The organism is Streptomyces sp. NPDC101165, from assembly GCF_044768135.1.
Lineage (GTDB): Bacteria > Actinomycetota > Actinomycetes > Streptomycetales > Streptomycetaceae > Streptomyces.
Genome location: NZ_JBIWPG010000006.1, coordinates 422,222 through 435,303, shown reverse-complemented (window position 1 = coordinate 435,303; position 13,082 = coordinate 422,222). Strand labels below are relative to the sequence as shown.

General features: G+C 71.1%; 11 protein-coding genes. 4 read left to right on the top strand and 7 right to left on the bottom strand.

Annotation, left to right across the window (positions count from 1 at the left end):
• Positions 1–129 precede the first annotated feature (129 nt).
• The 4 genes from ACIRVH_RS15790 (at position 130) to ACIRVH_RS15775 (ending at position 4,631) form a co-directional block, all read left to right on the top strand.
• Positions 130–624, top strand: a complete 495-nt coding sequence (locus ACIRVH_RS15790) for a MarR family winged helix-turn-helix transcriptional regulator (RefSeq protein WP_403952927.1) — start codon at positions 130–132, stop codon at positions 622–624.
• Between the two features lie 13 nt (positions 625–637).
• Positions 638–3,169, top strand: a complete 2,532-nt coding sequence (locus ACIRVH_RS15785; RefSeq protein ID WP_403952924.1) for an MFS transporter — start codon at positions 638–640, stop codon at positions 3,167–3,169.
• Between the two features lie 104 nt (positions 3,170–3,273).
• Positions 3,274–4,095 carry a YceI family protein gene (locus tag ACIRVH_RS15780; RefSeq protein WP_403952921.1) on the top strand — a complete coding sequence of 274 codons (822 nt, stop codon included), beginning with the start codon at positions 3,274–3,276 and terminating at the stop codon, positions 4,093–4,095.
• Between the two features lie 68 nt (positions 4,096–4,163).
• A complete protein-coding gene (locus ACIRVH_RS15775; RefSeq protein WP_403952918.1) occupies positions 4,164–4,631 on the top strand; it encodes a PPOX class F420-dependent oxidoreductase in 468 nt (155 codons plus the stop codon).
• On the opposite strand, the gene ACIRVH_RS15770 is transcribed toward ACIRVH_RS15775, so the two are convergent.
• From ACIRVH_RS15770 to ACIRVH_RS15740, 7 genes are all read right to left on the bottom strand, one after another.
• Complete coding sequence (locus ACIRVH_RS15770; protein ID WP_403952916.1) at positions 4,632–5,387, bottom strand: TetR/AcrR family transcriptional regulator; 756 nt, start codon at positions 5,385–5,387, stop codon at positions 4,632–4,634.
• Between the two features lie 162 nt (positions 5,388–5,549).
• Positions 5,550–7,766, bottom strand: coding sequence for an ArnT family glycosyltransferase (locus ACIRVH_RS15765; protein WP_403952913.1), 2,217 nt, complete (start codon positions 7,764–7,766; stop codon positions 5,550–5,552).
• Positions 7,763–9,229: a glycosyltransferase gene (locus tag ACIRVH_RS15760; RefSeq protein ID WP_403952911.1), complete on the bottom strand. Its 1,467-nt coding sequence runs from the start codon at positions 9,227–9,229 to the stop codon at positions 7,763–7,765. Before ACIRVH_RS15760 ends, ACIRVH_RS15765 begins: the two co-directional genes overlap by 4 nt.
• Positions 9,230–9,243: 14 nt before the next feature.
• The gene (locus ACIRVH_RS15755; RefSeq protein ID WP_403952908.1) at positions 9,244–10,872 is read right to left on the bottom strand and encodes an ATP-binding protein; all 1,629 of its coding nucleotides are present in this window, start codon (positions 10,870–10,872) and stop codon (positions 9,244–9,246) included.
• Positions 10,869–11,609: a response regulator transcription factor gene (locus tag ACIRVH_RS15750; protein ID WP_186581467.1), complete on the bottom strand. Its 741-nt coding sequence runs from the start codon at positions 11,607–11,609 to the stop codon at positions 10,869–10,871. Before ACIRVH_RS15750 ends, ACIRVH_RS15755 begins: the two co-directional genes overlap by 4 nt.
• A 100-nt stretch (positions 11,610–11,709) precedes the next feature.
• A complete protein-coding gene (locus ACIRVH_RS15745) occupies positions 11,710–12,084 on the bottom strand; it encodes an antibiotic biosynthesis monooxygenase family protein (protein ID WP_403952906.1) in 375 nt (124 codons plus the stop codon).
• Positions 12,085–12,177: 93 nt separating this feature from the next.
• Positions 12,178–13,050: a DUF2797 domain-containing protein gene (locus tag ACIRVH_RS15740; RefSeq protein WP_403952905.1), complete on the bottom strand. Its 873-nt coding sequence runs from the start codon at positions 13,048–13,050 to the stop codon at positions 12,178–12,180.
• Positions 13,051–13,082 lie beyond the last annotated feature (32 nt).

Genomic DNA, 13,082 nt, shown 5'->3' with positions numbered 1-13,082 from the left:
CCCCCACCTGCGTATTTACGGTTGCAATACTTGTCTTTGCCAAGTTTTTGCGCCAACCCACCCCGATTTGCTTGCCTGCAGCAACCAACAGATCTATGGTTGCCCCAAGCAACGAATACGGGAGGTGTGATGGCCGGGCAGGCGCAGTACGAAGAGCTGGCGCGTCAGCTCAGTGCCGTCGGAGCCGTGAAACGGGACATGGGGCGGATCCTGCCGCCCGAGTGCCCGGCCGGCTCGGCCGCCGTGCTGACCCTGCTCGGTCGCCACGGCGACATGCGCATGAGCAAGCTCGCCGAGCTGCTCGCCGTGGACATGTCGGTCACCAGCCGCCATGTCGCGCACGTCGCCGCACGCGGCTGGATCGAGCGGTCACCGGACCCCGCGGACAAGCGCTCGCGCATCCTGCGCCTGACGCCCACGGGCCTGGAGCAGCTCGACGAGCTGTCCCGGCGGACCACCCATCTGCTCGCCGACCGGCTGAGCGACTGGACCGACGAGGAGGTCGGCCAGCTCATCCGGCTGATGACGCGCCTGCGCGCCAGCTTCGGCGACTGCCGGTCCGCCCCGCCACGGCTGCCCGCACCCGTAGTCGAAGAGATCACCCGTACACCCGCAAGCACGTAAGAGAAGGAAGCCCATGGCAACGACCACACCAGCCGGTGTGCGGGCTCACGCCAAGCACGGGGGAGGCTCCCAAGGCGCCTCCGGGCACGCCCCGATGTCCCACCGGCAGATCATGGAGGCGCTCTCCGGGCTGCTGCTCGGCATGTTCGCCGCCATCCTGTCCTCCACCATCGTCTCCAACGCCCTGCCCGAGATCATCCAGGACCTCGGCGGCGGACAGAGCGCCTACACCTGGGTCGTCACGGCCGCGCTGCTGGCGATGACCGCCTCGACCCCGCTCTGGGGCAAGCTCGCCGACCTGGTCAGCAAGAAGGCGCTCGTCCAGATAGCCCTGGTCATCTACATCGCGGGCTCGATCGTCGCCGGTCTGGCACAGAACCCGGGCATGCTGATCGGCGCCCGGGTCATCCAGGGCCTCGGTGCCGGCGGTCTGACCGCGCTGGCCCAGATCATCATGGCCGCGATGATCTCCCCGCGTGAGCGCGGCCGGTACTCCGGCTACCTCGGCGCGACCTTCGCCGTCGCCACCGTCGGCGGCCCGCTCGTCGGCGGTGTCATCACCGACGCCGACTGGCTCGGCTGGCGCTACTGCCTGTTCGTCGGTATCCCCTTCGCGCTGATCGCGCTGCTCGTGCTGCAGAAGACGCTGCACCTGCCGGAGACCAAGCGCAAGGTCAAGGTCGACTGGACCGGCGCCTTCTTCATCACCGCCGCCGTCAGCCTGCTGCTGGTCTGGGTCACCTTCGCCGACGACAAGTACGACTGGCTGTCCTGGCAGACCTACACGATGGTCGGCGGCGCGCTCCTGCTCGCGCTGATCTTCCTCTTCGTCGAGACGAAGGCCAGCGAGCCGATCATCCCGCTGCGCCTCTTCAAGAACCGCACCATCGCGCTGGCCTCGGTCGCCTCCCTCTTCGTCGGCATCGCGATGTTCGCCGGCACGGTGTTCTTCAGCCAGTACTTCCAGCTGGCCCGCGACAAGTCCCCGACGATGTCCGGTGTCATGACGATCCCGATGATCGCCGGTCTGTTCGTCTCCTCCACCGTCTCCGGCCAGGTCATCACCAAGACCGGCAAGTGGAAGGCCTGGCTGGTCACCGGCGGTGTGCTGCTGACGGCCGGTCTGGGTCTGCTCGGCACCATGCGGTACGACACCGACTACTGGAAGATCGCGATCTTCATGGCGGTCATGGGCCTCGGCATCGGCATGATGATGCAGAACCTGGTCCTGTCCACCCAGAACCAGGTCGCCCCGCACGAACTCGGCGCCGCCAGCTCGGTCGTCACCTTCTTCCGCTCCCTCGGCGGCGCGGTGGGTGTCTCGGCGCTCGGCTCCGTGATGTCGACCCGGATCACCCACTACGCCAAGGACACGATCGGCCGGCTGAGCCCCAAGGAGCAGCTGGCGGCCGCCAAGGCCAGCGGCTCCGGTCAGCTGCCGGACATGGACCTGCTGCCCGCGCACATCCGCGCCTGGCTGGAGGGTGCCTACGGGCACGGCATCGCCGACATCTTCCTGTACGTCGCGCCGATCGCCTTCCTCGCCTTCCTGGTCACCCTGTTCATCAAGGAGGTCCCGCTGCGCACGACGGGCGCCCTGGCCCAGGCCGCCGAGGCCAAGGCCGAGACCCCCGCCGCCGCCGTCGCGCAGACCGCCCCCGCCGAGGAGAAGGTGCCCAGCTGGGCCGCCCCGGTCGTGCACCCGCAGGACGGTACGGAAGCCGCCCCCACCGATCAGTTCACCGCCGTCGCCACCCTGCCCGCCCCCGACGAGCCGGCCTCCGGCGGCACCCCGGTCCACGGCTTCGTCCGCGGCGCCGAGAGCGCCCCGGTCCCGCAGGCCGCGGTCACCCTGATCTCTCTCGGCGGCCGCCAGCTGGGCCGCGCGGTCGCCCGGCCCGACGGTTCGTACGGGCTGAGCGCACCGGGCACGGGCTCGTACGTGCTGATCGCCTCCGCCGACGGCTACCAGCCGCAGGCCTCCACGATCGTGGTGGGCGAGGAGCCGCTGTCGTACGACATCCTGCTCAGCGGCACCAGCGGGCTGAGCGGTGTGGTCCGGGCGGCCGGGAGCGCGCTGCCGGTCAAGGACGCGATGGTGATCGTCACCGATGTGCGCGGGGACCTGCTGGCCACCGCGGCCAGCGGTGAGCAGGGCGAGTTCGCCTTCACCGAGCTGGTGCCGGGCGTGGTGACCGTCGCGGTGAACGCGGCCGGGTTCCGTCCGCGCGCCCTGCCGGTCGAGATCGGCGCCGCCGGCGTCACCCGGATCGAGCTCGCCCTGGACGCCGGCGCCCAGCTGCAGGGTGTCGTGCGGGCCCCGCACGGCCCGCTGGCCGACGCCCGGGTCACCCTCGTGGACGCGGCGGGCAACGTGGTCGGCACCGCCACCACCGGGACGGACGGGGCGTACGCCTTCGCCGACCTGGACAACGGCGAGTACACCGTCATCGCGACGGGCTACCCGCCGGCGGCCACCGCCCTGACCGTCTCCGGCACCGGAGTCGACGGCCACGACATCGAACTCGCCCACCTCGGCGAGTAGTTCGACCCCGGCCCGTGGTGCGCGCACCGCCATGCGCGCGCCACGGGCCGGTTTCATGCGACCAATTTGTAAGCCTTTGTCATTCCTTGCAGGGAGAAAACGGGATGGGACTGACCGCGAGGATCCGCACCCGGGACGGATGGGCCGTGTCGCACGCGGTCGTCACGGTGACCGACATGACCGGTACGCAGGTGCTGCGGGCCGAGGCGGACGCCGAGGGTGCCGTACGGGACGCCAACGGGCTGGCGCCGGGGGCGTACACGGTGATCGTGACCGCCGTCGGGTACGCGCCCGCCGCCTCCAGCGCGATCGTCACCGCGAGCGGCCGGGCCGAGGTCGGCACGGTGACCCTGGCCCGGCAGGGCGGCACCGAACTGCCCCCGCCCGGCCTCTGGACCATCGACCCGGTGCACTCCTCCGTCGCCGCCGTCGCCCAGCACCTGGGCATCTCCAGCGTGCACGGCCGGTTCACGGAGTTCGGCGGATCCATCGAGATCGCCCCCGACGACGTCACCAGGTCCCGCGTGGAAGCGGTGATCCGGGCGGCCTCCGTCGACACGGGCAACGGGATGCGCGACACGCACCTGCGGTCCGCCGACTTCCTCGACGTCGAGCGGCACCCGGAGATCGCCTTCCGCTCCACCGCACTGGCCCAGGCCGGCCCGGACCGCTGGACGGTCCACGGCGAGCTGGCGATGCACGGAGTCGTACGGCCGGTCGATCTGGACCTGGCCTACCTCGGCACCGGCGCCGACCCGTGGGGCGGCACCCGCGCCGCCTTCCGCGCCACCACCGAACTCCACCGCGAGGACTTCGCGATGAACTACAACCAGGTCCTCCAGGCGGGCATCGCCGCCATCGGCACGACCCTCAAGGTCGAGCTGGACATCCAGGCGGTGCAGGGCGACGCACTGCCCGCCGTCTGAGGCGCGCCGGTGAGCCTGAGCCCGGCAGGGTCAGGCTCACCGGGCCCCGGTCGCTCTAGGCTGCGCCCATGGCACCCGACATCGCGACGAACACCCAGGTCTCGCAGGCCGAACTGCTGGACTTCGTACGCCCCCGCCACCGCGCCATCCTGCTCACCCGCCGCACCGACGGCAGCCCCCAGGGCTCCCCGCTGACCTGCGGGGTGGACGACTCGGGCCGGATCGTCGTCTCCACCTACCCCGAGCGCGCCAAGACCCGTAACGCCAGGCGCGACCCTCGGGTCAGCCTGATCGTCCTGAGCGACGAGTGGAACGGCCCCTGGGTCCAGATCGACGGCACCGCCGAGGTCGTCGACGCCCCCGACTCGGTGGAACCCCTGGTCGAGTACTACCGCAACATCGCCGGCGAGCACCCCGACTGGGACGAGTACCGAACGGCCATGATCAAGCAGGGCAAGTCGATCATCCGGGTCACCCCGGAGCGGTGGGGGCCGGTGGCGACCGGTGGGTTCCCTGCGCGGCTGGTCTCGGAGTAGTCAGCCGCGCTCGACCATCGCCTCGATCCCGGCCACCAGCAGGTCCAGGGCGAAGGTGAAGTCACGGTCCATCATCTCGGCGACCGTGTCGCCGCCGCGGGCGTCCATGATCTCCTTGGTCTCCTGGAGGTAGTCCGCGGCCTCGGGGTCCTGCCGGGCCGAGCTCATGGCCTGCTGGAAGTAGTCGTCCGGGGGCAGGCCGGAGTCGGCGATCCGGGACAGGAAGTGGCCCTCCAGCGTGCCGTAGCCGTACACGAACTGGAACACGGCCGAGATGGCGCTCGTCACCCGGTGCGCGGGCAGCCCCGTGCGCCGGACGACCCGCTGCACACTGCGCGAGAAGGCGAGCGACTCGGGGCCGATGTTGAGGTACCGGCCGGCCAGCGGCGACATCCAGGGATGGCGCACCAGCAGCGCCCGGTACTCGGCGGCCAGCGCCCGCAGCTGCTCCCGCCAGCCGGCGGTGTCCTCCGACACGGGCAGCAGCAGCTCGCCGTAGGCCGCGTCCAGGGCGAGTTCGAGCAGATCGTCCTTGGTGTCGACGTACCAGTACAGGGACATCGCGGTGACGTTCAGCTCACCGGCGAGCCGCCGCATGGAGAACTTCGCCAGCCCCTCGGCGTCCAGCAGCCGCACGCTCACGGCGGTGATCCGCTCCCGGTCGAGCCCCGAGGGCTGCGCGCTGCGCCCACCACGCCGCGCCTTCCCCTCCAACCACACGCTGGCCCGCGCCGACCGCGCATCGCCCTTCGCCATCGACGCACCTTTCTCGCACTGCGGCCCCCTTCAAGATGCTAGATGTGCGGCCGGCCCGAGGGGCGAGCCCCGCGACCAGCATCCTTGGGAAACGGACGTGCTGTGCACCGTATGGGCGTCGCCATACGGTGCACAGCACGTTTCCGTCCGCTACCGGCCCGCTCAGTCACCGGCCTTCTGGGTGAGGTCGTAGAAGGTGGCCGAACCGACCGTCACCTTCTTGAAGTTGCTCTCGACCCACGAGGTGATCCGGGACGAGGTACCGCTGTTGCTGCCGCCCATGGCACCGCCCATACCGCCGCCGGCGATGAAGTAGTGGATCTTTCCGTCCGCCACGTACTTCTTGAACTGGGCCGGCGTCGGGGACGGGTCGGTGCCGTTGAAGCCGCCGATCGCCATCACCGGGTCACCGGTGGCCAACTGGTAGCTCGCGGCGTTCTGGGAGCCGATGGAGGCGGCGACCCAGGTGTACTGGTCCGCGTCCTTCTCCAGCACCTTCTTGGCCGCGGAGCTGACGTTCGCGCCGTTCAGCAGGCCGCCGGCGCCACCGCCGGCGCCCATACGGCCGCCTTCGCCCAGCAGGCCGCCGCCCGGGAAGCCGTTGCCGTTCTGCCGGCCCTGGCCCTGACTCTGGCCCTGCCCCTGGCTGTTGCCGTTCCGGCCGGGCATGCCACCGCCGGGGAAGCCCTGGCCCTGGCCGCCCGGCATGCTCCCGTTGCCGTTCTGCTGGCCCTGCTGGCCCTGCTGGCCCTGCCGGCCCGGCATTCCGCCGCCGAAGCCGCCGCCCGTCCCGCCGCCGTTGCCGCCGCCCGGACGTCCGCCGCCGAAGCCCATCATGCTCGCGCCCGCCGGGCCGGCCGTCGGGATGGAGCCGGTGTGCGCGGAGTTCACCGTGCTGAGGGTGTACGCCGTCGGACCGGCCAGCGCGGCCACCAGGCCCACCGCCGCCGCACCGAGGGCGAGCCGGCGCGAGATCCGGCCGGCGAAGACCAGTCCGAGCGCGGCCGCGAGCCCGCCGATCAGGACCAGCCACTTCAGCCAGGGCAGGTAACCGGAGGTGCGGTTGAGCAGGACGTAGCCCCAGGCGGCCGCGGCCACCACGGCGGCGGCGAGCGTGAGCGACGCCCAGGTCTCCTTCCGCTTCTCCCACAGCAGCCCGGCGCCCATGCCGGTGACGGCCGCGATGTAGGGGGCGAGGGCCACCGTGTAGTACTGGTGGAAGATGCCCGCCATGTAGCTGAAGACCACCATGGTGATCAGCAGCGAGCCGCCCCACACCAGGAACGAGGCGCGCGTGGCGGACGTACGGCGTGCCCTGCGGGTCGCCCACAGACCCGCGGCCAGCAGGATGAGCGCGGCCGGGAGCAGCCAGGAGATCTGGCTGCCGATCTCGGAGCTGAACATCCGGTCCCAGCCGGTGGCGCCCCAGCGGCCGGAGCCGTTGCCGCCGCCGACGCTGCCGGTCTCGTCGCCGTTGATCCGGCCGAGGCCGTTGTAGCCGAAGGTCAGCTCCAGGAAGCTGTCGTTCTGCGAACCGCCGATGTAGGGGCGGGAGGAGGCCGGCCACAGCTCGACGATCGCGACCCACCAGCCGCCGGCCACGACGAGCGCGACGGTCGCCAGGCCCAGCTGCACCAGCCGCTTGCGCAGCCTCACCGGACCGCAGACCGCGTACACGACGGCCAGCGGCGGCAGGATCAGGAAGGCCTGCAGGGTCTTGGCGAGGAACGCGAAGCCGATCGCGGCACCCGCCCACACCAGCCACCCGGTCCGCCCGTCCTCGACGGCACGCACGACGAAGTAGCAGGCCAGCGCCATCAGCAGGGCCAGCAGCGCGTCCGGGTTGTTGAACCGGAACATCAGCGCCGCGACGGGGGTGAGCGCGAGCACCGCGCCCGCGATCAGTCCGGCCGCGGGGCTGAACCGGCGCCGTACACCCGCGTACACGACCGCCACCGTGCCGACGCCCATGAGGACCTCGGGGGTGAGGATCGCCCACGAGTTCAGGCCGAAGATCCGCACCGACAGCTCCATCGGCCACATGAAGGCCGAGGGCTTGTCGACGGTGATGGCGTTGCCCGCGTCCAGCGAGCCGAAGAAGAACGCCTTCCAGGACTTGCTGCCCGCCTGGACGGCCGCCGAGTAGAAGGAGTTGGCGTAGCCGGAGGCGCTCAGGTTGTACAGGTAGGTGACCAGGGTGAGGGCGAGCAGGCCGAGGAAAGCCGGGCGTGCCCAGCGCGGGTCCTCGGGGCGGCCGCGCCACAGTCTCCGTACGACGGGCTGCCGCGGCTCACCGGCCTGCGGGGGAGCGGTCGGCGGCGGGCCCCAGTCGCCGGGGCTGTCCTGCTGGGTGGCCGGCCGGTCGTAGTGGGTGGTCATCGGGGCTCCCCCGGGTCGGTGTCGTGAGGGCGCACCGGCTGCAGCCGCATGGTGACGTCCCTCCAGCTGCCGTCCGCGGCTTCACCGGCGCGGACCTGGGTGGTCTGGTACGGCTGCTGGTACGGCACCGGGCGCTGCGGGAGCGGTGCGTACGGAGCCGTCGTGCTGTAGGTGGGCGAGGACGGGTGGTGTGCCGCCACCACCGTCGATTCCCGGCCGGACTCCCGGCGGTCCGGGAACACCCAGGCGCGGAAGAGCAGGAAGCGCAGGACGGTCGCCGCGAGGTTGGCGGCGATGAGCACCGCCAGCTCGGTGGAGTGCGCCGGGTCGCCGGTGGCCGCGTTCAGGGCGGCCAGGGAGCCACTGGTCAGGGCGAGTCCGATACCGAAGACGACCAGGCCCTGCGCCTGGTGCCGGACGGCGCCGCCCCGGCCACGCACCCCGAAGGTCAGCCGGCGGTTGGCGGCCGTGTTGGCGATCGCCGAGACCAGCAGGGCGAGCGCGTTGGCGACCTGCGAGCCGGAGAACTGCCGGAAGACGCTGTAGAGCACGAGGTAGAAGAGCGTCGACAGGCCGCCGACCACACAGAACCCGACGAGCTGGCGGGCCAGGCCCCCCGGCACGTCCTGGATGTCGCGATCGCGCGGGTCGTCGCCGAAGGGCCGGGTGAGCCGGTCCAGCGGCAGCGAACCACCAGCCAGTGCCTTGCCGATGCGCCACACGCCCTTGAGGTCGTCGGTGGCCGTCTTGACGATGTGCACGGTGGAGTCGGGGTCGTCGACCCAGTCGACCGGCACCTCGTGGATCCTGAGCCCCGCCCGCTCGGCGAGCACCAGCATCTCGGTGTCGAAGAACCAGCCGGTGTCCTCCACAAGCGGCAGCAGCACTTGGGCGACATCGCGCCGGATGGCCTTGAAGCCGCACTGCGCGTCCGAGAAGCGGGCCTGCAGCGAGCCGCGCAGGATCATGTTGTAGGCCCGGCTGATGAACTCACGCTTGGGGCCGCGCACGACCCGGGAGGTACGGGCGAGCCGGGAGCCGATCGCGAGGTCCGAGTGGCCCGAGATCAGGGGTGCCACCAGCGGCAGCAGGGCGTTGAGGTCGGTGGACAGGTCGACGTCCATGTACGCGAGGATCGGCGCCTCGGACGCCGACCACACGGTCCGCAGGGCGCGTCCGCGGCCCTTCTGCTCCAGCCGGAAGTTGGCGACCTCGCGGATCTCCGCCTCCAGCCGCGCCGCCACCAGCGGGGTGCCGTCCGTGGACGCGTTGTCCGCGATCGTGATGCGGAAGGCGTACGGGAAGGTGCGCCTGAGGTGATCGTGCAGTCTGAGCACGCACGGCTGGAGGTCCTTCTCCTCGTTGTAGACGGGGATCACTACGTCCAGGACAGGCGTACCGGCGTTTCCGGCCGGGAGGTGCTCCCGCGCCGGCAGGGTGCCGGGAGAAGAGTCGGTTCGCATGGAACCGACTTTCGTCAGGCGCCCTGTTGCACCCATGTGGTGGCACTGTGCTGTGCCTGTGAGTGCTGTTGCCAGCTCATTTCCGGCTGCGGGGCGAGCGCCGGCAGATGCACCGTGAACACGGTGCGTCCGGGCCCGCTGTCCACGGTCACGGCGCCGCCGTGCGCGGCCGCGACGGCCTGCACGATGGCGAGGCCGAGCCCGGTGGAGCCGGTGGTGCGGGAGCGCGCGGAGTCCCCGCGTGCGAACCGCTCGAAGACGTGCGGGAGCAGTTCGGGCGGAATCCCCTGCCCGTTGTCCTCGACGTCGATGCACATCCAGGGACCGCGCCGCTGCACGCGCGCGGTGACGGTCGTACCCGGCGGGGTGTGGTTGCGGGCGTTGCCGAGCAGGTTGACGAGCACCTGCTGCAGCCGGGCCGCGTCCGCGGACACGAGCGCGGGCTCGTCGGGCAGGTCGAGCCGCCAGTTGTGGTCCATGCCGGCCGCGCGGGCGTCGCTGATGGTGTCCACGACGAGCGGGATGAGGTCGCTCTGCTCGAACTGCAGCGGCCGGCCGGCGTCCAGCCGGGCGAGCAGCAGCAGATCCTCCACCAGGAGGGTCATCCGTCCGGCCTCGGACTCGATCCGCCCCAGCGCGTGCCGGGTGTCGGGCCCGACCTGCTCCCGTCCGCGCCGGGTCAGCTCGGCGTAGCCGCGGATGGAGGCGAGCGGAGTCCGCAGCTCGTGACTGGCGTCGGCGACGAACTGCCGTACCCGCGTCTCGCTCTGCTGGCGGGAGTGCAGGGCGCCGTGCACATGGTCGAGCATCCGGTTGAGCGCGGCGCCGACCTGGCCGACCTCGGTGTGCGGGTCGCACTCCGACTCCGGGACCCGCTCGCTGAGGTTCACCTCGCCGGTGTGCAGGGGGAGTTCGGAGACGCGGGTGGCGGTGGCGGCGACCTTGCGCAGGGGGCGGGTGGCCACGCCGACGATGACGAAACCGGCCAGGGAGGCGGCGATCAGTCCCGCCACGGTGACGCAGACCTCGACGACGATCAGGGTGTCGATGTTGTCGTCGACGTCCTTGGTGGGCAGCGCGACGTAGTAGGCGTCGCTGCCGTCGGGGCTCACCTTGAACTCGGCCTGGTAGTCCCCGAGACCGGGGAGCTCCACCGTGTGCGCCTTGCTGTCCTTCGGCACCGTGGCCAGCGCCCGCTTCTGCGCGGCGGTGAGACCGACGACGCTCATCTTGCGGAACCGGTTGTAACTGTCGTTCAGCTGCACGGCCTTGCCGGCGCTGGCGATCGAACCGTTCTGTACGTACGCCGCGACGGTGTTGGGCTGCGTCGGGCCGAAGGTCAGGAGGTGCTCGATCCGTTCGCTCGGCGTGGTGCCGGTCTTGGACGGTGATTCGGGTGCCGTCGGGGCGCCCGGTTCCGTACCGTCCGGCAGCCGGCCGCCCGCCGCACGCCCGGCGATCTCGTCGACCTTGTGGTTCAGCTGGTCGTACAGATGGGTGCGCAGCGCGAGCGTGGTCACGGTGCCGATCACCGCGCAGACCACGGCGATCAGCACCACGGACGCGACGACGAGCCGCGTCCGCAGGGTGCGCGGTTGTCCCGCTCTTCTCTTCTGCGGACGCGGCCGTCGTCGCCCGCTCATGACGCGGCGGGCTTGATCAGGTAACCGGCCCCACGCCGGGTGTGGATCATGGGCTCCCGCCCGGCGTCGATCTTCCGTCGCAGATACGATATGTACAGCTCGACCACGTTGGCCTGCCCGCCGAAGTCGTACGACCACACGCGGTCCAGGATCTGCGCCTTGCTGAGCACGCGCCGCGGATTGCGCATGAGGAAGCGGAGCAGCTCGAACTCGGTGGCGGTGAGGTGGATGGAGTCCCCGGCCCGCGAGACCTCGTGGCTGTCCTCGTCGAGGGTCAGGTCCCCCACGACGAGCACGGAGTCGGACCGCCGGTCGGCGGCCCCGGACCGGCGGATGAGCCCCCGCAGCCGCGCCACGACCTCTTCCAGGCTGAACGGCTTGGTGACGTAGTCGTCGCCGCCGGCGGTGAGGCCGGCGATACGGTCCTCGACGGCGTCCTTGGCGGTGAGGAAGAGGACGGGCACGTCGGGCAGTTCGCGGCGCAGCCGCCCGAGGACGGTCAGCCCGTCCATGTCCGGCAGCATCATGTCCAGCACGACGGCGTCGGGCCGGAACTCACGGGCCGTCTGGACGGCCCCCTGGCCGTCCCCCGCACTCCTGATCTGCCAGCCCTCGTATCGAAGGGCCATGCTCAGCAGTTCGGTGATCGACAGCTCGTCGTCCACCACAAGCACTCGGACGGGGCTCCCGTCCGGCCTCAGCAGTTCGGTGCGCCCCTGGGGCGAGGTCGTGGTCATGGTGGACACCATGTCGGGGTCCTCTGAGAACACGCTTTCACGAATCTGTGATTTCCCTAAGAAACGCACAGGCGCCTCTCAGGGAATGCCTGGGAACCACTCACGCACGCGCGAACCCGTGGCTGCTCTCGACCCGGGCGATGTGGATCACGTACCGCTCGTACCACCGTTCCCGCCCAAGCCGCTTGGCGTCCAGGTGCTCGGGGTGCCGGCGCCACTCCTCGATCCCGGCGAGGTCCCGGAAGTAGGCGACGGAGATCGCGAGTCCGCCGGGGGTGTGGGCGAAGTCCTCACCGAGGAAGCCGGGGATGCTGCGGACGAGGCCGGAGAGGTGGTGGGCGGTGTCGGTGTAGCCGTCGGGGTCGAGGTCGGTGCGGGCGGAGGTGAAAACGACTACGTAGTAAGGGGGTTCGACGGGAGGGGTCGGGGCGGGGGCGGGGACGGGACTGACAGGGGCAAGAGGGTTTTCGCTCATGTCGGCCACGATGCCCGCGGGCGACGGCGGTGGTCCATGGACCTTGCCCAAAGGGATCCGTACGGGATCCAAGTCTTGACCTTCGAGCCGTGGTCAGAAGAGCCCGTCCTGCTCCGTCCTGAACTCCCTTGTGGGGACCGTGAAAGCACTGACCTCCCTCGGCAGTGGCATGAGCTCCCACCCGGTCATGAGCCGCGTGTCGAGGACGACGACCCCACGGTCGCCGACCGCCAGATGCAGATCGGGCCCGGCGGCGGCGACCAGCTCACCGCTGACGGCCCCGCCCGCAACCAGCTCGACGACGTCACCGACGGCGGTCTCCGGGCGGGAGAGACCGAAGTGCCTGACGTGATCGACGGGTCGACACGGCTCGCGGGTCAACGACTCGGGCCACCCGCCGAGTACGACGGCACGCGCGTGCAACTCCCGCACTTCGGCGGCCCTCTCACCCTCGGTCTCCGGCAGCACCGCCCGCACCGCACGCTTCTCGGCGTACGGAATCCGGTCCGGGACCTGGAGGGCGGCGCGCAGCAGCTCCTCGGTGCGCCGGGCCGCCATCAGCGGACCGGAGCCCAGCCAGCTGAAGCAGACGGCACCCTGCTCCAGCAGCCGCGCCGAACCGCGCTCGACGGCGGTGATGCCGACCTTGACCATGCCGGGCCCGAACCAGGCCAGATAGACGTGGTACGGCCGCGGATCATCGGCCATGGTGTCGGCGGCCACGGAGTGCGCCCGGTCCAGCCGGGCACACCCCTCGCACCGGGCCCCCGTGCTCCGCCCCGGCACCACGGCCCCCACCGGACACACATGCCCCCGCGCCCCCACGCACCGCCGCGCCGCGCCCTCGGCGACACCGAACGCGACCCGCTTCCCCCACGGCAGCGCACTGCGCCGCCCGCCGTCCCACACCAGCACGGGGCCGTCCGGCGTCCAGCGCAGTCCGGAGCATTTCCACACGTGTGCCATCGCTCCCGAGCCTAGAAGAGAGCACTGACAGC